This window comes from Acetomicrobium sp. S15 = DSM 107314, from assembly GCF_016125955.1.
Classification (GTDB): Bacteria; Synergistota; Synergistia; order Synergistales; family Thermosynergistaceae; genus Thermosynergistes; species Thermosynergistes pyruvativorans.
Genome location: NZ_JADEVE010000273.1, coordinates 70,874 through 95,290, shown reverse-complemented (window position 1 = coordinate 95,290; position 24,417 = coordinate 70,874). Strand labels below are relative to the sequence as shown.

The window sequence follows — 24,417 nt, the reverse complement described above, 5'->3', positions numbered from 1 at the left end:
TCCTAAGAGTTAAATTTCTCCATATCAAGCAAGCCCTCTCTTTTAGCCACGATAGTTGTGGATATCATGTCACCCCAAACGTTCATAGGTGTGCCTGTTATGTCTAAATAAGCAAATACGGCGGCGATCCACGCCACGACATCTTCCGGCAAATTAAAAGCCTTAACAAGAATAACCGCTATAGCTATGCCGCCACCTGGCACTCCAGCGCAACCGATAGAGAACGCTAAACCGAGGAATAAAAACTGTATTAATTCAGCAATCGTAGGCTGCATATTAATAGCAAACATCCCCAGCATAATATAAAGCGGTATTTCAATGGCCATGGAGTCCATGTTAAAAGTCATGCCCAAAGGTATGCCGAAGTTTTTCAACTCCTCATGCACCCCCATTTCCTCAGTACAGCGAAGCGTAACAGGCAAAGTCGCAGCACTACTGCAGGTTGTAAAGGCCGTAAGCAAGGCTGGCAACGCCTTCTTAAAAAACTGGAAAGGATTTAATCTTGTCATAGCCCAAAAGAGAAATCCGTACACAAATAATATGTGGAATATAAAACCTACAGTGTAAGCAGTGAGGAAATTCGCCATTTCCATCAATAGCGCACCTCTAAATGCTGCCACTGAAGTAGCCATCAAGGCAAATACTCCAATAGGCGCATAATAAAGGACGCATCCGGCGACAGTTATGAATAGGTCGGTTCCTGCAACGATTAAGTCTTGCAATATTTGTTTATGTTTCCCTTCAGGTAATAATGAAACTGCGATACCAATAATAATTGCAAATATAACGATTTGAATTATGTTGCCTTCAGCTATTGCACCGATACCATTCTGAGGGATCCATTCAAGAAAAGTCGCGGCGCTAAACTCTGCCACTTTGGGAGCTTCAGTAAGGCCTTTCACCACAAGGCCAGCCCCAGGTTTCCAAATTAAACCAACTACAATTCCTATAACAGAACCTATTAGAGTTGTTATCACAAACCAGCCGACTATTTTCCCAGCCCATTTGCTTAGTTGACGTATATCGCCTACTCGCGCGAAAGAAGAGCAAAGGGAGAAAAACACTAAGATTGGCACTATCATAAACAAAAGCCTGTAAAAGAGATCTCCCAGCGGTTTAATAACGTTAATGGGTTCGCCAACTATATAGCCTACAATGCCACCGAGAACAGAAGCCGCTAAAAGCCACAAAGCAAACCGCGAACCTTGCGTTTTCATTTCATGTTGCCCTCCTTCTATTGTTATGTAAATGCACCTATCATTTCAGTTTAACGTAGCAAATTCTGCAACCGACTTAGAACCTCCTTTATGCTCTCAATGCTTCCGCAAAAAGAAACCCTAAGGTATCCCTCGCCTCCTTCGCCGAAAGCCGAACCCGGAACTACCACCACTTGCGTCTTTTCTAAGAGCATAAGGGCAAAGTCCTTCGAAGAAAGGCCGAACTTCGTTATGTTGGGGAACGCATAAAAACTCCCTTCAGGCATTAGGCACTCGATTCCTGGGAGTTCCGCTAACCCGCTTAAGAGCAAATCTCTGCGCTCTCTGTACCCCTCAACCATTTCTTTGACACAATCCTGCGGCCCTTTTAGAGCAGCCAAACATGCCTGTTGAGCAGCCGCATTTACGCAAGAGGATACGCTCTCCTGTAGCTTTGCCATCTGACTTATTGCATCCGATGGGCCTATTGCATAGCCTACCCTCCACCCCGTCATGGCATAAGTCTTAGAAAAGCTGTTTATAACGATCGTATGGTCTGCCATGTCAGGCAAAGAAGCGATGCATGTGTGTCTTCTTCCGTCGAAGAGGATATTTGAGTAAGTTTCGTCCGAAATTACAACCAAATCGCGATCCAGAATAACCTTTGCGATGTCTTCAAGCTCTTGTTTATTTAAGACGGCCCCTGTTGGGTTAGAAGGAGAATTGATGATGACAACTCGAGTGCGGTCGCTTATGGTTTTTTCAATCGCTTCGGCTTTCAAGTGAAAATGATCGCGCTCGTATGTCCTCACAAAATTCATTCGAGCACCGGAGAGCGCAACCTGCCCAAAGTAATTAGGCCAACATGGGTCAGGCAGGAGGGCTTCGTCCCCCGGATCCACAGTCGCCAATAGGGCAAGCAAGACCGCTTCGCCTGCTCCTGCAGTTATTATTACATTTTGCTGGTCAACGCTAAGACCATCCAAAGATGCCCTTTCTGCGATGGCTTTTCGTAAGTCGGAAATCCCGGCGTTAGGCGTATATTTGGTATGCCCTTCATATAGCGCGTTAGCCCCCGCTTCTACGATATGCTTAGGCGTCGGAAACCCCGGCTCCCCTATACCGAGGCTGATAACGTTTTTATACTTAGGGGCCATATCAAACATCTCACGTATGCCCGAACGAGGAACTCTTTTTGCCCTTTGACTGATTCTCAAACCCATAATTCCTCCTTTAAAATATCGCTCTTCAAGTTCAATATGCCGTTCCGAGCCTCTGTCTTCCTTCTATCAAATCTAACCTACAGGGGCAGTTTTTGTTATTAGGGTGGAGGAATGAGAAATTCCCCTTCTCTGATCCCATAAGTTTGTCCTAACATCTCATAATCGACAGCGTCTCGAGCGTTTAGGTCCCAAACCACATCCCCACCCTTTAGCGTCATCTCACAAAGGAGCCTTTTATTCCCATAGAGCCTGCCACCATGGGAATCCTTGTAGCCAAAGCATCCTTCTAACAGCCTCCAAACGGCTATATCCGCAGGTGCACCCACAGACAAATGCCCGAGCTCAGGATGCCCTATCATCTGAGCAGGAATGTGTGTAGAGTGGGCAACTACATCATGAAGCGACATCCCCATGACGAGGCACTTGGACATGGTGGTAGGCATATCCATCATCCCTGCGTTCATGCTATCGGTATGGAGATCTGTAGAAATAGAATCGGGGTAAAACCCACCTCGAATAGCAGGGAGAGCGTTTCTAAAGAGAAAGCTTCCCCCGCCATGTCCCAAGTCGAAGAGTACACCTCTATCGCGCGCCTCAAAGAGATACCGATAAAGCTCGCCATCACTTCTGACTATGGGGACAGGTCCTCTGAAGCAGTGGGTGCTAATATCCCCGGGCCTTAATACTTTTGTTACCAGCTCCCAATATGGTCTCTCTTTGCGAAAATATCCAAAGTCCACCATCACTGGGAGACCAGATGCCTCTCCTGCCTCCATTGCCATTTGCACAGAAGTCCAATCTGGGCGCCAATAATGAGCGCTTTTTATCCCTACTACTACATCCTTGTGCTTCAAAGCCATCTCGGCAGTGGCTTTAGGGTCAAAGTCTTCTGGATACTGCTCGATCATGTCGTTTATCATGCCGTAGCTAGCGATGTTAATGAGGGCAAAGACGCGCGTCTTTGCCCTCTCGATCACGGTGGTTCTAAAAATCTCAAAAGTGCGCCTACCTGCGCTTCCCGCGTCTACCATGGTGGTAACGCCGCTTCTAAAGCTAAAGCCATCGGGCAAGACGCTCTTTTCCCCAGCCCACGCATCGGGCAGCCAGGTCGTGGCAAAAAGATGCGTGTGAATGTCTACCACACCAGGTGTGACGATGAGATTACGCACATCTATAACTTTATCCATTCCGGCTACGTTTATTTCCCTCTCTATAGCCAGGACCTTGCCGTCCTTTATGGCTACATCGCGGACTTCGTCAATTCCATTTTTGGGATCGATTACACGCCCACCCTTTAAAAGCATGACTCCTTTTCCGCGTAGGTTAACAAGAGGATTTTCTGACATGGCAGTTGCCGCTCTCAAGCGTTATCGCCGGTTAGGCGAGTTCGGCTATTACGTCGATCTCTACCAGTATATCCTTGAGTTGGCTTCCCACGGTGGTGCGCACAGGAAATGGTTCTTTGAAAAAAGTCTTATACACTTCGTTAAAGGCAGTGAAATATTTTAGGTCTGCCAGGTGTGCAGTCACTTTAACTACGTCGTCGAGTTTGGCTCCTCCGGCTTCTAAAATAGCTTGGATATTCTTTAGAACCTGTCTGGTCTGCTCTTCTATTCCCTCAGGAGCCTTCCCTGTCGCCGGGTTTGATGGACCTTGACCGGCTACATATATTCTGTTGCCGACGATGATCCCCTGTGAATATGGCCCCGCTGGCATTGGCGCGTCCTTAGTTCTTATCTCTTTCTTCATCTTTATCACCTCTTAAAATTATTTAATTGCAAAGCTATGTCTTTCAGTCTTTTAATTACTACTTCTACTTCGCCCTCTTCAAGAGTCATAGGGTTTATGAAGATGGCATCATCAGAAGCAGCCATAACAAATATTCCTGGATCACCTCTCATAAGTTCCTCCAAAACTCGCTTTGCTGGCTCATCTATGGTACTAGAGAAACGAACCAGTGCGCGAGGGATGGGTTGACCAGCTTCGTTGGGGAAACTCCGTTCTACTGAAATTCCACAAAATCCTGCAAGAACATCGCTGATGCGCTTTACTTGCCCTTCGCACCACTCTCTTTTACGGCTATTACCCATTGATACATATTCCTCTACAGCCACGAGCAAACCAACCAACTCTTCCCTACCTATTTTGAGCATCCTCCCGATACCGTAGTTGGGGAAATTCGTCTCAACGATGCGCTCAATTAGGAACCTCTTACCCACCACAAGACCGCTCGCCTGAGGACCGCGCAGATCCTTTCCACCGCTAAAGATAGCTGCGGCAGCTCCCATATCAGTGAAATTCCACAGGTTCTCCACTGGGGGAAGCTGAGCGGCGGCGTCTACAATTACAGGAAGGTTTGCCCCCTTCGCCACGGAGATAACGCTCTCTAAATCCAAAGCTCCTGGTGCAGTCCACCCACCTCTGTTCTGAGCTACATAGAATATAGCGGCGCTGTGTTCCCCTATCGCATGTTCCAGATCCTTTGCTGCAGCGGGCTGTATTTCGTTAGGATACCCCACTTCCACAAGTTTTACGCCGAGCTGGCGCACTGCCCAATCGTAAGGATTTCTATGGGCTCGGTAGATGATTACTTCGCATTTTTCTACTTCGTCTTTGGAGAGGTGAGCAAAGGGCTTGTCAAGCTTTTCCGCCACACAAGAAGCAATTGTCACATATATTCCCGCCGCCGCACCTGTAGTAACACAAGCGGCTTCATTCTTGGTGAGTTCCGCCAAGCGTTTGTGAACCGCACGTTGAAGCTCTCTTATATCAACAAAGGAGCCTGCGGCAGATCGCATAGCTTCCAATGTCCTTTCGCTCATCCTGGAGCCGCCAACCATCGTATAAGTGCCAGCGGCATTGATCAACCTTTTTACGCCCAACTTTTCGTAAATATTGTCCACAATAATTCTCCTTCCCTACAACTTCATGTATATAGATGGCAAGCTACGCTGTGCTCGCCACCGTGCTCTAAAAAACGCGGCTCCTCCCGCGAGCAAATAGGCATAACCTTAGGACACCTCGGGTGAAATCTACACCCTGAAGGCGGATTTAAGGGGCTCGGCACATCCCCCTGAAGGATAATCCGCTCGCTTCTTCTAAAAGGATCTGGGATAGGGATGGCAGATATCAGCGCCTGAGTGTAAGGATGCATGGGAAAATCGAAGAGCGCCTTCTTTGTGGCCAACTCCACAATCTTTCCCAGGTACATTACTGCTACTCTGTCGCTTATATGTTTTATCACGGCTAAATCATGAGCTATAAAGAGAAAGGTAAGATTCAGCCTTTTCCGCAGTTCCTTCAAAAGGTTTATGACTTGTGCCTGTACGGAGACGTCAAGGGCAGAAACAGCCTCATCTGCAATCACAAGAGAAGGTTCCACAACCAGCGCCCTTGCTATACCCACCCTTTGTCGCTGTCCCCCGCTTAACTCAAAGGGGTATCTGTGGAGAAACTCAGAGCTTAAACCAGTTGTAGAAAGCATCGCCGCGGCCCGCTCGCGTCGCTTGCCCTTATCTTTTATAATGCCATGAACTATTAAGGGCTCCTCTACGAGCTCTATCACAGTCATGCGCGGGTCAAGAGAAGCATAAGGGTCTTGGAAAATCATTTGAATCTCTCTACGCGCCATCCTCAAGGTTTTTCTTCTCATTGATAATAAGTCTTTTCCCTTAAAAGTGATCCTGCCATCTGTTACGCTTATCAAGCGCATTACAGCTTTTCCTAAAGTGGACTTTCCGCACCCCGATTCTCCCACAAGCCCTACGGTTTCACCTGGATGAATTGAAAGAGTCACTCCATCTACGGCTTTGACGTAGCCAACAACTCTCCGTAGAACTCCACCCTTCACAGGATAAAATTTTTTTAGATTTTCTATTTCAAGCAAAGCTGCGCCGACCATTGGAAATGTCGCCTCGCATTTTGGCCATCTCGTCGTGCCGAAAACAGCGGACCCAGTGCATAGATTCCACATCATACAAGAGTGGCTCCTCGGCACCACATCGGCTATATCTCAAAAAACATCTATCATAAAACTTGCAACCGCTCGGCATCTCCTGAGGGGTGGGCACCATGCCTGGAATCGCATAAAGCTCTTCGGCCTCTTCATCCAACCGCGGTATGGACTTGAGCAATCCCAATGTATAAGGATGTAAAGGGGACTTAAAAAGATCCCTTGTGTTTGCTGATTCGACAATCCTGCCTGCGTACATCACACAGACCCTATCGGCCATTTCAGCCACTATACCGAGGGCATGGGTTATCAATAAAAGCGACATGCCAATCTTGTGCTTTAACTCTTTCATTAGATCCAAAATCTGTGCTTGTATCGTCACGTCAAGCGCTGTGGTGGGTTCATCTGCTATAAGTAGATCAGGGTCACACGACAAAGCCATCGCTATCATAGCCCTCTGTCTCATGCCACCAGAGAGTTCATGCGGATAGGCGCTTACGCGCGACTCGGGGCTTGGTATGCCTACTTTTTGAAGCATCTCCACGGCCAAATCCATGGCTCGCCGCCGCGTAATCTTACGGTGAGAAATGATCGCTTCTACAATTTGATCTCCTATCGTGTAGACTGGGTTTAGCGATGTCATGGGCTCTTGAAAGATCATCGCTATTTCTTTGCCGCGGATACGGCGCATCTCCTTGTCGCTCAAATTAGCCAAATTTTTCCCTTTGAAACAAATCTTTCCAGCAGCTATCCTACCTTGCGGTTTAGGAAGCAAACCCATAATAGCTAAGCTCGTCATTGTCTTGCCGCTCCCCGATTCTCCTACGAGTCCCAAAGTCTCGCCAGGGCAAATGCCAATGTCTGCGCCATCCACAGCTTTGATTACGCCTCTTTCTGTTTGCAACTCCACCACGAGTCCCTTTGCATCGAGCAGCTTTTTGTCTGTCTCAATCATCTGAATATCAAACCCCCGATATCTCAGCCCTGAAGCGCGGGTCAAGTCTATCCCTCAATACGTCACCCACTAAGTTGAGAGATAACACCGTAAGCACTATAAATGAACCGGGGAAAAGCAAAAGCCACGGCGCTCTGGTGAGATATATGCTGCCTTCGCTGAGCATATTTCCCCAGCTTGGGATCGCAGGCGGTATACCAAGGCCCAGGAAGTCAAGCGATGCCATTTCCAAAAGCGAAAAGGCGAATGTAAATGTGGATTGAACAATAAGTGGCGACATGAGATTTGGCACCACATGTCTTAACAAGATCCTAAAAGTTGTAGCCCCTGAAGCGTAGCTGGCTTCTATGTAAGGCTCCTCTTTGATCTTGAGCGTCATGCCATAAATTATCCGCGTGGTCCTGGTGAGATACGTCACCCCTACTGCAATAATGACGTTAACAAGCCCTCTTCCCATTATAGACACGAGCACAAGCGCCAAAAGTAATGGTGGAAACGACATAAGAACATCTATTACACGCATTAGAATGAGTTCGATACTCTTAAAATAACCGCAAAGGGTCCCAATGGCCACCCCAAAGATCGTGGCGAAGACAACCACTCCGGTTGAACCCAAAAGGCTCATTCGGGCGCCGTATACAACGCGACTAAATGTATCTCTGCCAAAGTTATCCGTCCCGAAAGGGTGGCTAACGCTCGGAGGCTCAAGTTTTTCCAGAGGATTCATTGAGGTCGGATCATATGGAGCAATTAGGGGAGCAAATATGGCGAAAACTAAGATCATTAAGATTACTAACATCCCGGCGAAGGCGGTCTTTCTCGCGTAAAGGACCGAAAACAAACCAGTCATGACAAACCTCCTCAGCTATATTTGATCCTGGGATCAAGGAAAGCGTAGGAAAGATCCACAAGCAAGTTTATGAGCATGTACAAAAGTACGATGACGAGAATAATCCCCTGAATCACGGGATAGTCACGACGGAGGATGGATTCCACCACGAGCCTTCCTATGCCGGGAAGCGAGAAGACCGTTTCGGTGACCACTGTGCCCGATACAAGCGCAACAAATGTGAACCCCAAGGCCGACACAATAGATATAAGGGCATTACGGAAGACATGCTTCAATATAATTTTCCACTCTGGAAGACCTTTTGCGCGAGCAGTCCTTACGTGATCCTCTCTAATCACATCGAGCATGCTAGAGCGGGTGAGCCTGATTATTAAAGCTGAGTTCGGAGCAGCCAGCGTAAGACATGGCAAGATGAGATATCTGAGATTGCTCCAATTCCCTGACTCAATCACGGACGGGAAGCCGGAGCTTGGAAACCAGCGGAGCATCACAGCAAAGATGAACATTAAATTTAACCCCAACCAAAAAGTAGGAACTGAGGCGAAAAACATTGACAAACTCGATAAAGCTTGGTCTATCCAACTGTTATACTTTACCGCTGACAAAACACCAATTGGAATCCCAATAAGAGCTATGAGAGCCATTGATATCAGGGCAATAAATATGCTGGTCTCTGCCCTGCTTGCTATTACCCTTGTAACCGGCTGGTGAAAAAAGATTGAATTTCCCAAATCCCCCCTCAAGATTCCGGAAAGCCATCTAATATACTGGACGTAAACGGGTCTGTCCAATCCTAAAGCCTCTCTCAGTTGTTGCACTTGTTCGGGCGTGGCCATATCCCCCAACATGACGACAGCTGGATCTCCCGGTATAAAGTGAATGAAGGAAAAAACAATGATTGAGGCCAAAAAAAGAGAGGGAATCATACTCAAGACCCTTCTTATGACATAAGAAAGCATCACGCGCCCCCACTTTTTGAGATATTAGCGGGCCCCATGACACAGGAGAGGCCCGCTTCTATGGCCTTTTACTTAAACGACAGCCCCCAGAGCTTCGGCCATATTAGCGACATTTCGCTAAGGCCTTGTACTTTGGGGGAATAAATATCGTACATGTAGATATCTCCGGTCTTAGCCACCGGTACCTCTTCATAGATTAGTTCCTGGATCTTGCTCCAAATTTCTATGCGCTTGGATTGATCCATTGTCTCAATAAACGGCTTCTTTAGGGACGCCTTCCTATCGGTAGCCCACCATCCAGGGTATGTGTCGCTCATGAACGTAAACAGTATGGGATCTGGGACAAATCCGTGGTGGGTAAAAAACATGTCCCATTGCTTTGGATCTGATCGTTTTGAAACGAGTGTGGCCCAGTCGTAAATTTGAAGGTCGATATTGAAGCCTGCTTCGCTAAGCTGCTTTGCAATAACCATACAGCTATCATAGTGCATCCTGTATGAGCTCGAGACCATGAAAGTAATCTTTTCCCCGTTGTAGCCAGCTTCTTTGGCTAACTTTTTAGCCAGTTCCACGTCTCCGCGGTTATATTTTTCCAACCCCGCCTTGCTATACCAAGGCGTCACCTCAGGCATAAACGAACCGTTCGCATCCCAGAGTTCCTCTGGACCGATCGCTGCGCGAAGCACCATGTCCATCTTCGTAGCCACCAAGATCGCTTGTCTGAGCTTGTAGTTATCCTTCATTATGCCGTCTTTTGAATTAAAGAAGATAAACCCCTGGATGCTTCCCTGGTTTACGATTGTCTTTACCGAGGGGTCTGACTTCAACGATTCGAAGAGATCTCCTGGAATCTGTTCCGCGTAATCGTAATCGCCAGCCTTGACACCGTTCACTCTTGTACCAACATCTGGAACCGGAATGAACCGGATCTCGTCGAAATAAGCTTTCCTCTCTCCCGCATAACCATTTGCTGGTCCCGCAAGGCCTTTGTAATCGTCAAAACGAGCAAGTAATATATACCTGCCGGGGTTTCTCTCAACAAACCTGTAAGGGCCGGTGCCTATATATTCCGTCTCCGGGATAGGCTTAGCCTCCGCTTTCTCAACTACATCTTTGGGATAAATCACGGGGCCTCCGTTTATGAAAGCAAGTAAATTTTGCCACGGGGCAAATGGCTCCTTGAAGTAGATCTTTACAACGTACTTAGAATCAGCTTCCAGTTTAGCAATGTGCTCAAAAAGCACCGGACCCCGCGTGCCGAACTTGCCCCAGCGGTTGAGAGAAGCTATCACATCTTCTGCATCGAGTTCCTTACCGTTGTGAAACTTCACACCCTCTCTCAGCTTTATGACAACCAGCTTCCCATCTTCCTGAACGTCGGTGCTTTCAGCCAACATAGGAACAGGTGTGTAATTGGCATCAAACGTATACAGCCCCTCAAAGATGTGTTGGGCGATTGTAGTAGCCAGATCTGATGTAACAACATGTTGGTCGAGCGTCGGCGCTTCATCGATCGCCGCATATCGAAACACCCCACCCTTAACCGCTTCTTGGGCTGTGGCACAACCTGCAGCCGCTAAAAGGAACAGGCAAACCCCGAACGCTAAAACCCTCTCCGGCAATCTCGGAAACTTCAAATTACTCGCCTCCTTCTGTCTTTTTTTATTCGTATCCCTTGGTTGTCGTAACTAACCATGAACAATACGTTTTTATTTTACCTCTCACAATCTCAGCCATCATTCAGCCTCAAGCCATGGCTTGTCTTGCGCACATGTTATTTGGTGAGGAAGTTTTTAGCCAGTTCGATGTAACTGGATGTTGCTTTGGCAATTTGCTCTACCTCAATATACTCGTCAGCGCAATGAGCTTGTGCGATGCGACCCGGCCCAAAAATGACCGTAGGAGTTTTCATGGCCTCCATAATTATTGAGGCCTCACATGTAGCCTCAAAACCCTTAAATTTAGGCATTTCTCCCGTAACTTGAAGTACTGCTTTGTTAAGGGCTTGAACTAGCGGGTGGTCTTTAGCAATTTCTCCAGGCGCTACGCAGGTTGTAACAGTGAAGTCTGCCCTAAACTCTGGATCTCGAGTGGCAAGTTCATTTATCAATGCTCGGATCTCGGATTCAACAGCTTCTCTCGTTTCCCCAGGAACAAGGCGCCTATCCAGCGTCATCTCACAAAAGTCAGGAATAATGTTGACCTTCGTCCCGCCTTTAATCGTTGTGAGATTTAAGCTCGGATTGCCCAATAATGAGTTACTTCTATTGGAAATCGCTTCTCTCAGCTTTTCTATTTCAGATCTGAAAGAGAAGGCTTTGTCTATCGCATTAACTCCAGCTTGTGCTTGAGCGGCATGTGCTGCCCGTCCATACGTCCTTACCTTAAATGCAATAACGCCACGATGCCCTAAGGCAATATCCAAATTTGTAGGCTCGCCAACTACCGCCCAGTCAGCTGCTAATCCGTCCTCGATGAGTTTTTTAATGCCAAGGTTTGACACTTCCTCATCGACGACAAACGCCAAAACCAAATTACCCTTAAGGGGCACATTTTGCCGTTTTAATGCCATAGCAGCAGCTGCCATAGCAGCCACTCCACCTTTCATGTCCGACGCACCCCGGCCATAAAGTTTGCCGTCGCGGATAATGCCTCCGTAAGGAGGAACGCTCCAAAGGGATGCATCCCCGACTGGGACAACGTCAATGTGGCCCTGATACAGCAACGTTGGTCCTTTATCCACCCCCCTCAAGGTAGCAAGTACATTGGGGCGTCCCGGAGCAGCCTCAACCAATTTGGTCTCTAACCCACCCTCAGATAGCACCTCTGCAAGCTTTTCTGCTACTGCTTTTTCTTCTCCAGGCGGGGCTTCGCTTGGAATTTTGACAATATCCTGAGCCAATTTGATCGCTTTTTCGCAGAAATCGATATCTCGCATTCCTTCACCTCCAATCGCCAAATCAATAATTCATCCCTCTTGCTTCAACCAAAATAGGGTTAATTATCTCTTCTCCGCGTATTCCATATAATGTGCCGCTCAGGTTTGGAATCACACAGGCATGATTAGGAATGATCTCCACCCGATCACCCACATGAAACTCCCTAAGGGCAGGGTCATAACGCAAGTAGCCATGCTCTTCATTTAGCTTGACCAAGCATACATCAGGCATACCCACTATGTAACCATAGCCCTCTCGACCAGTAGCTAAATCTGACGTTAAAGTCTTAGAGCCAGCATCTATAGTCGCATAGCCAGGCAGAGGCACACTGACAACTGTGGCCAACACGCGCAAAGCACAGTCGCTTACCTCTGCTATGCCCATTGAAAGGCCAGAAACGTCGAAGAAAATGTAATTGCCGGGCCGTATTTCAGTTACCCCCTCGAGTTTATCCAAGACAAAAACTGCTGGGGTTGAACCGCCGCTGACTTCGTTGACAGGTATCCCGTTCTGCGCTAATAAACTTGCCGTTTCCCTTAAAATACGGGCTTCCAAAGCCGCTTTTGCTTTTAACTCCTCGAGGTTGGAGCTTCCATATACCATTCCACCGTATGTAAATATGCCCTCAAGACAAAGGGATGGTATCTCTTTGATTTGTTTTGCAAAGTTCAGGGCGTCCTCGCCAGGTTGGCGACCGCCGCGGTGTGTTCCACAATCGATCTCGATCAATACCGACAATGGATTTGTGGCTGTACCTACAGTAGAAAGACCGTTAGCCACTTCAATACTGTCCACAGTAGTGGCTATTCTTGCGCGATCACGCAGCTTGCGAAGCCGACCCAGCTTCTCCTCGCCTACAATAGAGTAAGCAATAAAAATATCATCAATCCCGTGCTCGGCCATAACCTCTGCTTCTGAAAGCTTGGCAACAGTAATTCCACATGCTCCACTTTCTAATTGCTTTTTAGCAAAATATACACTTTTATGAGGTTTAATATGTGGTCGCAGTTTCTTTTTAGCATTTAGTGCTAAAGTAGCAATCTTATTTATATTTCTCTCTACAATATCAAGATACGCAATAACAGCTGGGCTTGGAAGCTCATATTTTGTTTTCACACGCAATCTCTCCTTCCGTAGTGCTATAATCTCTCATTTATAACATCGGTAAATAATTGCTTATCAATATTGGAACCACTTGCGATGATGACCGTTTTCATCTTTAGGTCAAGCAAATCCTCCGAGACCGCTGCCAATGAGGTTGCTCCGGCTCCTTCCAATAAAAGCTTACCATACAGTAGTCCTATTCTAATAGCACGCTTAATTGCAGCCTCGCCGACCAACACAACGTCGTCCACCCAACGACTGATCATATCAAGCAGGTATGGTTCTATCTTTTTACAGCTCAACCCATCGGCGATCGTGTTCGCCTCCCTAAGTTCTACAAGCCTGCCCTTCTTGAAGCTTTCATAAAATGCAGATGATCCTTCGGGTTGCACTCCAACTATCTTAACGTTCGGTTTTATCGTTTTCATAACAAAGGAAATGCCAGATGCCAAACCTCCGCCGCCAATAGGGATCACCACTTGCTCAACATCGGGCAACTGTTCGATGATCTCTAAGGCAATTGTGCCTTGGCCCGCCACTACATCGGTATCTGCAACTGGATGAACGTAATTAGCATCACCTTTTTCCGCCAAACTCTGCGCTAACAGATATGCGTCATCATAAGTTAGGCCGTGCTCGATCACCTCAGCCCCAAGGGCTCTACACATATCTTTTTTTATCATCGGGGCACTTTCTGGCACTACCACTATCGCATGTTGTCCTAACCATCTCGCAGATAAAGATACACTTAATGCGTGATTGCCAGATGAAGCGGTGATGACGCTTGCCTTCTCCTGCTGCTTTTGTATTGAGGCGATCTTATTGTATGCGCCGCGAAGCTTGAAGGAACCCGAAGGTTGCAATGATTCCGCCTTTGTATATATGACATGTTTCAAATAGAGGTTTAAAGGTTCTATGGAGAGCATGGGGGAAGGTGTTATCGCCTGTTGAATGCGCGTCATTGCGATATCAACGTCTTTCATCGTCAACGGCTCAAGCCGCTGGCCACGCAATAAAGGCATCGTATGTCAATCCTCCACTATTTTAATCAATTCCCACACATCACTATCTATCACCGGGATGTCGAACTCGCCAAGTACCCGCATGTCTTTCAGTCCATGACCGCTTAAAATGACGACCACGCAAGAATCGGCCCCAATCATGCCGTCACTAGCGCTCTTAACGAGACCAGCTACCCCTGCCGCACCGCTCGGCTCGACAAACAAGCCCTCCTTTTGAGCCAAACAAATCTGCGCAGCCTTTATCTCCTCATCGCTAACCGCTAAGGCATATCCTTCAGAACGTCTAATATAATTCAGGGTATGGGTGCCATCATCTGCATATCCCCACAGCCCATCGCATATGCCCCCAGCGATGGTTTTGGGATTAGCCAGCGGTTCAACTTCAATAGCACCTTCAGCAAATGCCCGAGCTATAGGGTCACACCCTTCTGCTTGCACGCCTACCATTCGAGGAGGCGACTCGACCAAGCCTAAGGCAGCATAGTCGACATAGCCTCTGTATATGCCTACCATCATCGGGCCTGACCCGATGGGCACAAATACATAATCCGGCACCAAGCCATTTAACTGGTCTACCAATTCAAAGGCAATGGTCTTATTCCCTTCCACTGTATATGGGTTGATGAAGGTGGTAGTCAAATTAAACAGATTCAGCTGTTCTGCAGCCTCTTCAGCGAGATTAAAACAGTTGCTGTATGGTCCACGAACGCGAATGACGCGTGCTCCATAAAAGGCAGCCTGTTTTACCTTCTCTGCTGGCGTAGACTCTGGCACTAAAACAATGGATTTCAAACCGGCGCGGGCAGCATATGCGGCGGCAGCAGTGGCTGCGTTCCCACTCGACGCTATTACAACGCGACTGTAACCAAACTCAAGGGCTTTGGAGACCCCAATTGATATCGGTCTGTCTTTGAACGAGCCGGTAGGATTTGAAAACTCGCACTTGAAAATTACTTTAGACAATCCCAACTGACTCGCCAAGCGATTAGCCTCCACTATCGGCGTCCAGCCCTCACCCATAACAATAGACGCATCCTCTTCTAAGGGCAGTAGGTTAAAGTTTTTCGATCTCTGCCTCGCTTTGTCTCGCATTTCTATAGGCCTAATTTGTTCGTAATCATAAACAACCTCCAATATTCCACCACAATCCACACACTTGTAGATAACTTTCAGGGGATATTTTTTATTGCAGCGCACACAACATAAGCCCAGCGCATACATTTGGCTCACTTCCTCATTTACCTAAAATAACGTTAGGTAACCATAACGTTAAAGAAGGCACAAAGGTCACCAAAAACACGATAGTCGCAGCCGCAATGAAGTACGGGGCCAAGTCTTTTGCAGCTTCTTCAATTTTCACATCTGCGAGCTGACAAGATAAGAATAATGTTGTGCCCACAGGAGGAGTGAACAAGCCCAAAGCCAGCGAAATCAAAATGACTATCGAAAAATGTATGGGGTCAAACCCAAGCTGACTTGCTATTGGGAAAAAAATCGGGATGAAAATAAAAAGGTTTGGCACATTATCCATTACCGTTCCCGCTGCAAACAGTATTAATACCATCACAACTTTTAATGCCCAATCGGGCAAGCCCAACGACAGCAAGGTATTGGCTATCATAACGGGGATGCCCTCTCTGATGAGCACCCATGTAAAGACTGAAGACGTACACACGACGAGCATTACAGTTGTAGTCCCAATAACAGCTTCTTTAAGCGATTTAGCTATCAACTTGAAATCCAAAGTGCGATATACAAATAAACCCAAAATGAGCGCATACACAGCTGAAGCTGCGGCCGCCTCGGTAACGGTAGCAATTCCCAGCACTATAACTCCAACTAAAAATATAGGCAAAATCAAAGTCAGAGAAGCACTTTTAATGCCATCCCATATTTCTTTCACGGTAGCGCGAGGCTGCCGAGGATAACCTCTCCGCTTAGCAATAAAAATTGTTACTAAAAAATACGAGATACTGATCAATATACCGGGCACTGCACCTGCCATAAACATTTTTGCTATTGAGAGATTAGTTAACCAAGAAATGATAATCATCGTGCTGCTAGGCGGTATGATAATACCAACTACAGAAGTACAAGAATTAAGCGCGGCTGCAAATTTGCCATCATATCCATTCCTCTTCATTTCGGGGATCAATACACTGCCAACGGCAGCACAATCAGCCACGGAAGAGCCCGAAACGCCAGCCATAACCATGTTAGTCACAACCGACACACACCCTAAGCCACCCGGGAAGTGGCGCACCAAAGAGTCCGCAAATTTTATCAATCGTTGTGCAATCCCAGCATTGACCATAAATGAGCCCATTAACATAAAATATGGAATAGCAAGAAAAGCAAAAGATTGAGTGTTAGAAAAAAACCTTTGTGCCATCATAGAAAGTGGGATGTCTTCGGCAAGAATATATATAAGCGAAGATGCTCCTATTGAAAAAGCTATTGGGACGCCAAGAGCAACAAATAATAAAAAAGAAGCTATCATAACCCATATCATGTCCTGACTTCCTCCGATTCTTTATCAAGTATTAACAACAGAATTTGATATATCAAAACTACAAGAATGCCGATAAATGCCGCTGTCATAGCTGAATACAAGTGAGCTCTTGTTAAAAAACGCAATACTCCTAATCTTATTGTAATTGAAGCCATAGATATCTCAACGCTGGATTTTATCATATAATACGAGAAGAATATCATTATTAATCTAATAAAAATTAAATTAATGCGCTTTAATTTTCTAGGTAGTTTATCTCGTAATATTGTGATAGCCAAATGTTCATTATTTTTGGTAATCTCAATAGCAGCTAAAAATGTCATCCACGGAAATAAAACTTGAGTCAGCTCTGCCACTGAAGATATAGGGCGGCTAAAGAGATATCTCATCACAACCTCTATAAACACTGCTCCAACAAGTATCGCCATAAGCAATTCTACTAAAATGCTGACGTAGCGAATGAACCACACACCAGCTTTGCTCAACAACACAGCGCACCTTGAACGCAACTGATATCAGCCCCTATCTTGTTATCATCAGGCACGGTCGGATGTGCAAAAACACAATTCACATCCGACCGTGCGAAATAACTGTTATTTACTCTTCCTATAACCTTCTGTAAATTTTATAACGCTATCTATAGCATATTTTGGAACAATATTTGCAAATGTACCTTGGTATAAAGGTGCAATCTTTTGTTGAAATAAAGCTGGATCTGGATAGGTAATTTCCTTGAAATGTGGCCTAAGTTTCTCCAACATCTCTGCATGCTTAGCCTGTGAAAATTCGCGAGAGACATCTCTGGCAGCATATGCAGCCTCTTGAACTATATTCTGAAGATCATCAGATAGGCTGTCCCACAAGGCTTTGTTCATCATAAAATTAACATTATAGTAGAATATATTAATTATAGCTAAGTAGTCTTGAACTTCATAAAACTTAGAATCCCATATTGCATCAAGTGGATTAAATTGTCCATCAACTACTTTTTGTGCTAAAGCAAGATAAACTTCGCTAAAAGGCAGCGTAGACACAGCAGCCCCTAGGGCTTTAAAGGTTTCTATGGAAACTGGTTCGTTAGGGCTGCGCATTTTGACGCCTTTTAAATCATCTGGCGTATAAATAGGACGTTTGCTATTGGTTATTTGCGCAAATCCTAAATCACAAAACGATAATATCTTTAAATTGCGCTCTTCCGCTAATGCTTTTAGCTTGTCACCCCAAGGCCCATCGAGTAAGGCATATGCTTCTTCGAAATTGTGAACCACAAACGGAAGCGCGGATGCAGCAAATTCCGGAATGAGATTTTGCATAGAACCTCCGCCAGATAGTTGAATATCAAGGGCGCCTACCATGACAGCCTCTATCATCTCTTGCTCGGTCCCGAGAATTTCGCCTGGGAAGATATCTACCTTAACCTGCCCATTCGTCCTCTCGGATACTATCCTCCTAAATTCCTTTGCTGCCACGTCACGTACAGAGCCTTCAACGGTATTAAACCCTATTCTCCAGTGATACGTCTTCTGCTGACACAAACCTATGCCTTCTGTAGATAGAATCAGAAATAGTGCGACAATGAATATTACACTTGCTACTTTTGATCTTTTCATGTTTCCTACCCCTCCCCATTAACTAAGATTTATAACCATAAACTATATTAGTTTACTACATGTGGAGCGAGTTGGGCTTCGTTGAAGTAGACGCCGTGGCCGGGCACATCGGGCAGAAAAGCATATCCGTCCTTCAAGACGAGAGGGTTTGTCAGGTAGTCGTCGAGCCTGTATGCGTGGTGCTCAAGATACATGGCGTTCGGTATAGCACAGAGCAGGTGCACGTGGATCTCGTCAGCGAAATGGGTGGCCACAGGCAGGTTCCACGCTTCAGCGATGGCGGCCACTTTGAGCCATTCCGTTATGCCTCCCAGCGTGACGACATCGGGCTGGACTATGTCGAGCGCACTTGCGGAAATGTAGCGCTTAAACTCGTATTTGGAATGCAAGTTCTCGCCGGCCGCAACAGCCATAGAAAGGGCCTCTGCCACTTTGGCGTGACCTTCCACGTCGTCGGGGACAAGCGGCTCTTCAAGCCACAACACGCCGAGCTTCTCAAACTCCCTCCCCATTGTGATGGCCTTTGGCACATCCCATCTCATGTTGGCGTCGACCATGAGAGCTATACGTCCCTTTCCTCTCATGCTATCGAGGAGCTTTCTAACGGCGTTAACCCTTTCTATGTCCTCTTCCGGGTCGTCTTTGCCCACCTTTATTTTTACCGCGGTAAAGCCGCGCTCCACGAAGCGCCCGACTTCCTCAAGGAGTTCGTCCAGCGTCAAATTCAAGTCTACGCCGCTCCCGTAGACCGGCACCCTATCCCTATGCAAGCCCAAAATAGCACCTAAGGGTTGGCCGGATGCCTTCGCTATCGCATCCCAAAGCGCCATATCTACAGCACTTATAGCAAAAGTGGCAACTCCGCCTCTGCCGACCCAGTGGAGTTGCCACCACATCTTTTCCCACAAGTTTTCTACGTATCTGGGATCTTCGCTCAAGAGGAGAAGTATGAGCTCTTGATCGATCAACGCCTTTATGGCAGCGCCGCCTCTGCCTATGGTGTAGGCGTAGCCGGATGCCTCAATCCCTACGTCGGTAAAGAGCTTAACGATTACGAGCTCAACCTGGTTCATATGGCCATGCGTCGCGTCTGCGTGGGGGTTTCGCAACGGGACTCTGTAAAGGCCCGTCGTAGCTTCTTTTATCTTCATAGGCGCTATCCTTTCTCGGCACACAAGGCCTTTATCCGAAAGCTCCACTCGGCGCCCGACTACAACCCTTCGAGCCGAGCGCCTACGGAGCCGACCAAGATCGCATCGGGCCCCTTCACCTAAACTCGATCGCTATTTAACGCTGGACGCGGCCACTCACATCCCCCTTCATAAGGGTGAAGGCATCCTCCTTGGACGCGTAATTAAAGTCGCCAGGTATAGTGTGCTTCAAAGCGGAGAAGGCCACAGCGAATTCGAGCGCCTCTTTTGGGGAAGATAGATTCCTGAGGCCGTAGATCAAGCCCGCAGCGAAGGCGTCGCCACCGCCCACACGATCCACAATGTCTCTTATGGGATATTTCCTGCTGACATAAAAGTTTTCTCTGTCGGCCAGGATGGCTGACCAGTCGTTGTCATCAGCGCTGTGGCTCTCTCTTAAGGTTATGGCAATGCGCTTAAGGTCAGGAAAAGTCTTCAAGACCTTATCGGTGAGTTTTTTATATTGCTCTACATCGAGTTCGCCTTTAGTTACGTCTATATCCGCCTGGATGCCCAACGAATGCTGGCAATCCTCTTCGTTGCCGACGGCAAGATCTGCGTATCGCACGATCTCCCCCATCACCTCGGGAGCGCTCTTTCCCCATTTCCATAATTTCTTTCGGAAATTGAGGTCACAAGAGACGGTGATGCCCTTCTCTTTGCACTTTTTAACAGCCTCTATTGCGACTTCCGCAGTGCCTTTGGCTATGGCCGGCGTAATGCCAGTAATGTGGAACCACTCAGCCCCATTGAGGATGGCATCCCAATCAAAATCTCCAGGCTTTACCTCGGCTATAGAAGAGTGCGCCCTGTCGTAAACCACTTTGGAGGGTCGCATGCAGGCACCCTTCTCGGTGAAGTAGATGCCGAGCCTCTCGCCGCTCCGCTTAACGTGGCGTGTGCATACGCCGAACTTGCGCACTTCCCGCACCATGGCATCGCCAAGCGGATTCGCCGGGACAGCGGTGACGTAACTCACATCTTCGCCAAGGTTTGCGAGCGACACTGCCACATTGGCTTCGGCTCCGCCGAACGTGGCCTCAAAGACAGGGCTCTGCAAGATCACTTCGTGATCCGGAGGGGAAAGGCGCAACATAATCTCTCCAAATGTCACTATTTTGGCCATGCTTTTCGCCTCCTTGCTTAAAATTTAAAGCACCTATTTAGAGCTTTTGGCACCGAGTTTCTTTTTGATCTCGGCGATCTTCTCCACGACTTCCTTAGCCGTGCGCTTCACGGCCTCATAGTTGCCTTCAACACCCCCGGGCTTAGTCAGTGCCGACCCCATGCCGACGGCGAAAGCCCCGGCCTTAAACCACTCGTCCAAATTGTCAGGCGATACCCCTCCGGTGGGCATCATCTTGGCATACGGGACGGGCCCCAAGACTGCCTTGACGAAATTGGGGCCGAGCACCTCACCGGGGAAGACCTTCACAACGTCGACGCCGAGCTCAAGGGCGCGCAACAGCTCTGTGACGCTTCCTACACCTGGCATGCATGGCACAGCGTAGCGGTTGCACAGTTTCACAACGTCTTCGTTCAAATTGGGAGCCACAATATATTCGGCCCCCGCCAATATACACTGCCGCGCGGTCTCAGGATCGAGCACAGTCCCAGCGCCCAATATCAACCCCTTACTGCCATAGGCCTTGGCCATCTCTCTCATGATTTCGATGGCGTTTGGCACAGTCATCGCGACCTCGACGGCCGGAATACCTCCCTCGAAGATGGCATCGGCCAACTTCGAACCGGTCTCCGCGTCTTTTGCCCTGACGATGGCGACGATGCCCTTTTCGTGTATCTTCTGGAGTATCTCGTACTTTTTAATGCTCAATTTTGCGCCACCTCCTGATCAATGATTGTTTCATTTAGTAAAAACTATATCTTAAATATGAAACAGCGAGATTATAATACACAGACCCTTTCCTCCGTGTCAATAGGAAACTGGCCCAGCTCGTTTTCCGATCGAAAAAGCTCACGGGTTTTCAGCCAAAGCGCCGCTTGACAGCGGTAGAATATAATAAGCCGGTAGGAGGGGATAGGATGATGAAGGCGCCAATGTTTTTAGGGTATAAAAGGGAAGACGGGACCGTAGGCACAAGAAATTACGTAGCCATAATTCCCACGGTCTTCTGCGCTAACGAAGTGGCCGCGGATATAGCCGAAGGGTTTACGCTGTGCCGCCCATTGTTGCACAACAGCGGCTGCGGGCAACTCAAACCGGATCTTGAGATGGTCACCAAAACCTTGATAGGGTTGGGACTTAATCCAAACGTGGGGGCGGCGCTGCTCGTAGGCTTGGGGTGCGAATCCACAGATCTTCAGGCAGTTTACGAGGGCATAAAAGCCGGCGGCAGGCGGGTCGAGAAGCTGACAATCCACGGCAGCGGAGGGATGACAAAAGCGGTAGTAGAAGGTCGAAGGATTGTCTCTCAAATGGAAGAGGCGCTATTTAATCAAAAAAGGGTGCCTCGCCCGGCGAGTGAGATCCGACTCGGCGTAAAATGCGGCTCTTCAGACACCACATCCGGCATAGCGGCCAACCCAGCCGCGGGAAAAGCCGTCGATATCACATTAGATTGGGGAGGATCTGTGGTATTCGGCGAAACGCCCGAGTTCTTCGGCGCTGAGCATATCTTGCTCAAAAGGTGCGTAAACGACGAGACGAGGCAGAAACTGCAGAGGATAGTCGCGCAATACGAAGAGAGAATCCTGCGCGTGGGAGTGGACCTGCGGGGTTCACAGCCCACTACAGGCAACATCGAAGGCGGGCTTTCCACCATAGAGGAAAAGGCGCTCGGCGCCATAGTAAAATCCGGCACGAAACCCATAAAAGACGTGCTTGGCTATGGCGAGCGCATAAATGACGCGGGGCTTTACATTCTTGACTCTCCAGGAAAAGAGAGCGAAATCCTAACCGGCCTCGCTGCCGCAGGGGCTAACGTAATAATATTTACGACGGGCGGAGGCGCGCCACAAGGCTTTCCCTTGGTGCCGGTGATAAAGGTGGCGGGGAATCCCAACAAGGTGGCCAAGATGCGAGAGCACATAGACATAGACGCGAGCGGCATAACCTTGGGAGAGCGCTCCATTCAAGAGATCGGCGAGGTTATCGCGAAAGAAGCGCTCGAGGTCGCCTCAGGCAAGCCTGTGGCCGCAGAGCGGCTGCGCTACGACAGGAGCATAGGTATCTGCGCCTTCGGGCCGGTCGTCTAACCGTAGCGCTCCTCTTTCCATGGGTCGCCGTGAGGATGATAGCCCCTGTTCTCCCAATAACCTAAGGTTTCCTCTGCGATAAACTCAACTCCGGTGATCCATTTGGCGCTCTTCCAGAAGTAGAGGCGCGGCACTACGAGCCTTACAGGCCCACCGTATTCGCGCGGCAGCGGTTTACCGTTAAGATGCGTGGCTAAAAGCACATCCTCTTGAAAGAGGTCTTCCAGATGGAGGTTCGTCGAGTAGCCGTCAGCGGAGTGAACCAAGGCGAAGCGGGCCTCCGGCAAAACCTTAACCAGGTCTTTTAGGACAAGTGCGCTAACGCCCTCCCACAGGCAATCGAGCTTAGACCAACCCGTGACGCAGTGGATATCGGAATGCACCTTAACCCGAGGAAGGGAGACGAATTCCTCGAAGGAGAGCGCCTTTTCCTCTTCCACGAGCCCCCAAAGTCTCAACTTCCATGCCTCTCGGCTGACCTCCGGAACATAGCCCAAATGTAAGACGGGCAGATTCTCTGTCACGTATTGCCCCGGAGGAACTCTGACCTTTCTTTTCGTGTCCGGGCTTTCGACCATCCTCTCGTCCACAGGCGATCCCCCCTTCTTGTAGAATTGTAAGCTATGAGGACAAGACTCACAACGAGGCAACTCGAGGGTTTGACCGAGAGGTGCATAGAATAGCTATAATAACGATACCGAATCCAAGTGCAAGGAGGAGAGACTGATGAGGAAGGTATGGCTTTTATTGTTGGTGGCAGGTTTAGCGGGCTCGTTAGCCCTCCCGTCTCACGGTGAGGAGAAGGTGCGCCTGATATTGAAGAGCGCAAGACAGGCTTCCACCTACTACGCTTTCGCCGTGGGTCAGGCTAATGCGATCATGGCCGGGTCGCCGGATGTGGAAATAACGGTAGAGGAGAGCCCCGGCTCTATGGCCAACGTCAAAGAGAGCAAAGTCCGCGAGAACTTCATCTTTACATCGCCGACGACTCTAATCTCTGACGCCATCCAAGGCAAGGGGGATTTCAGCGAAGGAGGATACGAAAAAATTAGGACGCTCTGGCCGCTTCCCGGCATAGTGATGCACTGGGTCGTCCGCGAGGACAGCGGCGTAAAAACCTTAAGAGACTTGGTGGGTAAGCGCTTCATTCCAGGCGGTGCCGGAAGCGCAGGGGTTAAGGTTACAGAACGCGTATTCGGCGCGATCGGGATCAAAGACAAAGTGACGCTCGTATTGGTAGATCTGAACGAAGGCGTTCAGGCGGTCAAAAATAATAGAGCTGTAGGATTCGCCACGTCGAGTTCTGTGCCAGCCGGCATGATCTCGGAGATCGCGGCTACGACGCCCATCAGGCTCTTGGAGCTGGAAGACGCCGATTACGAGAAAGTCTCGGAGTCATTCGCCCGCCGCATCATACCGGCGGGGACATATAAAGGCGTAGACTACGACGTTAAGACCATAGGTGAAATAGTCGGCGCTTACACAACTGCCGACCTCTCAGAGGAAGTAGCATATAAGATAACCAAAGCCTTCTGGGAGAATAGAGATGTTTGGGAGAAGGCCCATCCGGCCATGAAGCTGATCCAAATGGAGGATGTAAACCTTCTGGTGGCCAAGCTTCACCCTGGCGCCCTGCGCTATTATGAGGAAATAGGGTTTGCGGTAGCAGAGTCTCTCAAGTAAAAAATA

At 48.2% G+C, this 24,417-nt stretch carries 23 protein-coding genes; 2 read left to right on the top strand and 21 right to left on the bottom strand.

What is annotated here, in order from left to right; all coding sequences use genetic code 11:
* Positions 1-2: 2 nt before the first annotated feature.
* From EZM41_RS07750 to EZM41_RS07655, 20 genes are all read right to left on the bottom strand, one after another.
* Positions 3-1,217: a dicarboxylate/amino acid:cation symporter gene (locus EZM41_RS07750; protein WP_198470544.1), complete on the bottom strand. Its 1,215-nt coding sequence runs from the start codon at positions 1,215-1,217 to the stop codon at positions 3-5.
* 50 nt (positions 1,218-1,267) lie between these two features.
* Complete coding sequence (locus tag EZM41_RS07745; RefSeq protein ID WP_232619187.1) at positions 1,268-2,413, bottom strand: pyridoxal phosphate-dependent aminotransferase; 1,146 nt, start codon at positions 2,411-2,413, stop codon at positions 1,268-1,270.
* A gap of 104 nt (positions 2,414-2,517) precedes the next feature.
* Positions 2,518-3,765 (bottom strand): amidohydrolase/deacetylase family metallohydrolase, encoded by a 1,248-nt coding sequence (locus EZM41_RS07740; protein WP_232619186.1) that lies wholly within the window; start codon positions 3,763-3,765, stop codon positions 2,518-2,520.
* A gap of 31 nt (positions 3,766-3,796) precedes the next feature.
* On the bottom strand, positions 3,797-4,168 hold the full coding sequence (locus EZM41_RS07735; protein WP_198470542.1) for a RidA family protein: 372 nt from the start codon (positions 4,166-4,168) through the stop codon (positions 3,797-3,799).
* 5 nt (positions 4,169-4,173) lie between these two features.
* A complete protein-coding gene (locus EZM41_RS07730) occupies positions 4,174-5,322 on the bottom strand; it encodes a hypothetical protein (protein WP_198470541.1) in 1,149 nt (382 codons plus the stop codon).
* A 23-nt stretch (positions 5,323-5,345) separates the two neighbouring features.
* A complete protein-coding gene (locus EZM41_RS07725; protein WP_198470540.1) occupies positions 5,346-6,320 on the bottom strand; it encodes an ABC transporter ATP-binding protein in 975 nt (324 codons plus the stop codon).
* A complete protein-coding gene (locus tag EZM41_RS07720; protein WP_198470539.1) occupies positions 6,298-7,326 on the bottom strand; it encodes an ABC transporter ATP-binding protein in 1,029 nt (342 codons plus the stop codon). The genes EZM41_RS07725 and EZM41_RS07720 overlap by 23 nt, the downstream gene beginning before the upstream one ends.
* Positions 7,327-7,333: 7 nt before the next feature.
* Entirely contained in the window at positions 7,334-8,176 is an 843-nt protein-coding gene (locus tag EZM41_RS07715) for an ABC transporter permease (protein WP_198470538.1), read from the bottom strand.
* Between the two features lie 11 nt (positions 8,177-8,187).
* Positions 8,188-9,135: an ABC transporter permease gene (locus EZM41_RS07710; RefSeq protein WP_446697827.1), complete on the bottom strand. Its 948-nt coding sequence runs from the start codon at positions 9,133-9,135 to the stop codon at positions 8,188-8,190.
* A 68-nt stretch (positions 9,136-9,203) separates the two neighbouring features.
* A complete protein-coding gene (locus EZM41_RS07705) occupies positions 9,204-10,757 on the bottom strand; it encodes an ABC transporter substrate-binding protein (protein ID WP_198470536.1) in 1,554 nt (517 codons plus the stop codon).
* 152 nt (positions 10,758-10,909) lie between these two features.
* A complete protein-coding gene (locus EZM41_RS07700) occupies positions 10,910-12,073 on the bottom strand; it encodes a M20 family metallopeptidase (RefSeq protein ID WP_198470535.1) in 1,164 nt (387 codons plus the stop codon).
* 22 nt (positions 12,074-12,095) lie between these two features.
* Complete coding sequence (locus EZM41_RS07695; RefSeq protein WP_198470534.1) at positions 12,096-13,190, bottom strand: alanine racemase; 1,095 nt, start codon at positions 13,188-13,190, stop codon at positions 12,096-12,098.
* Positions 13,191-13,213: 23 nt separating this feature from the next.
* Positions 13,214-14,161 carry a threonine ammonia-lyase gene (locus EZM41_RS07690; protein ID WP_198470533.1) on the bottom strand — a complete coding sequence of 316 codons (948 nt, stop codon included), beginning with the start codon at positions 14,159-14,161 and terminating at the stop codon, positions 13,214-13,216.
* Between the two features lie 45 nt (positions 14,162-14,206).
* The gene (locus EZM41_RS07685; protein ID WP_198470532.1) at positions 14,207-15,421 is read right to left on the bottom strand and encodes a threonine synthase; all 1,215 of its coding nucleotides are present in this window, start codon (positions 15,419-15,421) and stop codon (positions 14,207-14,209) included.
* Positions 15,422-15,434: 13 nt separating this feature from the next.
* The gene (locus EZM41_RS07680) at positions 15,435-16,712 is read right to left on the bottom strand and encodes a TRAP transporter large permease (protein ID WP_198470531.1); all 1,278 of its coding nucleotides are present in this window, start codon (positions 16,710-16,712) and stop codon (positions 15,435-15,437) included.
* Positions 16,709-17,197, bottom strand: a complete 489-nt coding sequence (locus EZM41_RS07675) for a TRAP transporter small permease (RefSeq protein ID WP_198470530.1) — start codon at positions 17,195-17,197, stop codon at positions 16,709-16,711. The genes EZM41_RS07680 and EZM41_RS07675 overlap by 4 nt, the downstream gene beginning before the upstream one ends.
* Before the next feature lie 108 nt (positions 17,198-17,305).
* A complete protein-coding gene (locus tag EZM41_RS07670) occupies positions 17,306-18,322 on the bottom strand; it encodes a TRAP transporter substrate-binding protein (protein ID WP_198470529.1) in 1,017 nt (338 codons plus the stop codon).
* Between the two features lie 47 nt (positions 18,323-18,369).
* Positions 18,370-19,473 (bottom strand): mandelate racemase/muconate lactonizing enzyme family protein, encoded by a 1,104-nt coding sequence (locus tag EZM41_RS07665; RefSeq protein WP_198470528.1) that lies wholly within the window; start codon positions 19,471-19,473, stop codon positions 18,370-18,372.
* A gap of 136 nt (positions 19,474-19,609) precedes the next feature.
* The gene (locus EZM41_RS07660; protein ID WP_198470527.1) at positions 19,610-20,638 is read right to left on the bottom strand and encodes a sugar kinase; all 1,029 of its coding nucleotides are present in this window, start codon (positions 20,636-20,638) and stop codon (positions 19,610-19,612) included.
* 33 nt (positions 20,639-20,671) lie between these two features.
* Positions 20,672-21,346, bottom strand: coding sequence for a bifunctional 2-keto-4-hydroxyglutarate aldolase/2-keto-3-deoxy-6-phosphogluconate aldolase (locus tag EZM41_RS07655; protein WP_198470526.1), 675 nt, complete (start codon positions 21,344-21,346; stop codon positions 20,672-20,674).
* Positions 21,347-21,555: 209 nt separating this feature from the next.
* On the opposite strand from EZM41_RS07655, the gene EZM41_RS07650 reads away from it, so the two are divergent.
* Positions 21,556-22,728: a UxaA family hydrolase gene (locus EZM41_RS07650; RefSeq protein WP_198470525.1), complete on the top strand. Its 1,173-nt coding sequence runs from the start codon at positions 21,556-21,558 to the stop codon at positions 22,726-22,728.
* Here EZM41_RS07650 and EZM41_RS07645 read toward each other — a convergent pair.
* Positions 22,725-23,318, bottom strand: a complete 594-nt coding sequence (locus EZM41_RS07645; protein WP_198470524.1) for a molybdopterin-dependent oxidoreductase — start codon at positions 23,316-23,318, stop codon at positions 22,725-22,727. The two genes, EZM41_RS07650 and EZM41_RS07645, sit on opposite strands and share 4 nt — an antisense overlap.
* Before the next feature lie 136 nt (positions 23,319-23,454).
* On the opposite strand from EZM41_RS07645, the gene EZM41_RS07640 reads away from it, so the two are divergent.
* Entirely contained in the window at positions 23,455-24,411 is a 957-nt protein-coding gene (locus EZM41_RS07640; RefSeq protein WP_198470523.1) for a TAXI family TRAP transporter solute-binding subunit, read from the top strand.
* Positions 24,412-24,417 lie beyond the last annotated feature (6 nt).

What these genes read in the sequence shown, in the direction of transcription:
- EZM41_RS07680 (WP_198470531.1), bottom strand. Translation starts at nt 16,712, where the DNA reads ATGATATGGGTTATGATAGCTTCTTTTTTATTATTTGTTGCTCTTGGC.
- EZM41_RS07660 (WP_198470527.1), bottom strand. Translation starts at nt 20,638, where the DNA reads ATGGCCAAAATAGTGACATTTGGAGAGATTATGTTGCGCCTTTCCCCT.
- EZM41_RS07750 (WP_198470544.1), bottom strand. Translation starts at nt 1,217, where the DNA reads ATGAAAACGCAAGGTTCGCGGTTTGCTTTGTGGCTTTTAGCGGCTTCT.
- EZM41_RS07715 (WP_198470538.1), bottom strand. Translation starts at nt 8,176, where the DNA reads ATGACTGGTTTGTTTTCGGTCCTTTACGCGAGAAAGACCGCCTTCGCC.
- EZM41_RS07735 (WP_198470542.1), bottom strand. Translation starts at nt 4,168, where the DNA reads ATGAAGAAAGAGATAAGAACTAAGGACGCGCCAATGCCAGCGGGGCCA.
- EZM41_RS07710 (WP_446697827.1), bottom strand. Translation starts at nt 9,135, where the DNA reads ATGCTTTCTTATGTCATAAGAAGGGTCTTGAGTATGATTCCCTCTCTT.
- EZM41_RS07685 (WP_198470532.1), bottom strand. Translation starts at nt 15,421, where the DNA reads ATGTATGCGCTGGGCTTATGTTGTGTGCGCTGCAATAAAAAATATCCC.
- EZM41_RS07650 (WP_198470525.1), top strand. Translation starts at nt 21,556, where the DNA reads ATGATGAAGGCGCCAATGTTTTTAGGGTATAAAAGGGAAGACGGGACC.
- EZM41_RS07640 (WP_198470523.1), top strand. Translation starts at nt 23,455, where the DNA reads ATGAGGAAGGTATGGCTTTTATTGTTGGTGGCAGGTTTAGCGGGCTCG.
- EZM41_RS07690 (WP_198470533.1), bottom strand. Translation starts at nt 14,161, where the DNA reads ATGAAAGACGTTGATATCGCAATGACGCGCATTCAACAGGCGATAACA.
- EZM41_RS07720 (WP_198470539.1), bottom strand. Translation starts at nt 7,326, where the DNA reads ATGATTGAGACAGACAAAAAGCTGCTCGATGCAAAGGGACTCGTGGTG.
- EZM41_RS07665 (WP_198470528.1), bottom strand. Translation starts at nt 19,473, where the DNA reads ATGAAGATAAAAGAAGCTACGACGGGCCTTTACAGAGTCCCGTTGCGA.
- EZM41_RS07740 (WP_232619186.1), bottom strand. Translation starts at nt 3,765, where the DNA reads ATGTCAGAAAATCCTCTTGTTAACCTACGCGGAAAAGGAGTCATGCTT.
- EZM41_RS07725 (WP_198470540.1), bottom strand. Translation starts at nt 6,320, where the DNA reads ATGGTCGGCGCAGCTTTGCTTGAAATAGAAAATCTAAAAAAATTTTAT.
- EZM41_RS07670 (WP_198470529.1), bottom strand. Translation starts at nt 18,322, where the DNA reads ATGAAAAGATCAAAAGTAGCAAGTGTAATATTCATTGTCGCACTATTT.
- EZM41_RS07700 (WP_198470535.1), bottom strand. Translation starts at nt 12,073, where the DNA reads ATGCGAGATATCGATTTCTGCGAAAAAGCGATCAAATTGGCTCAGGAT.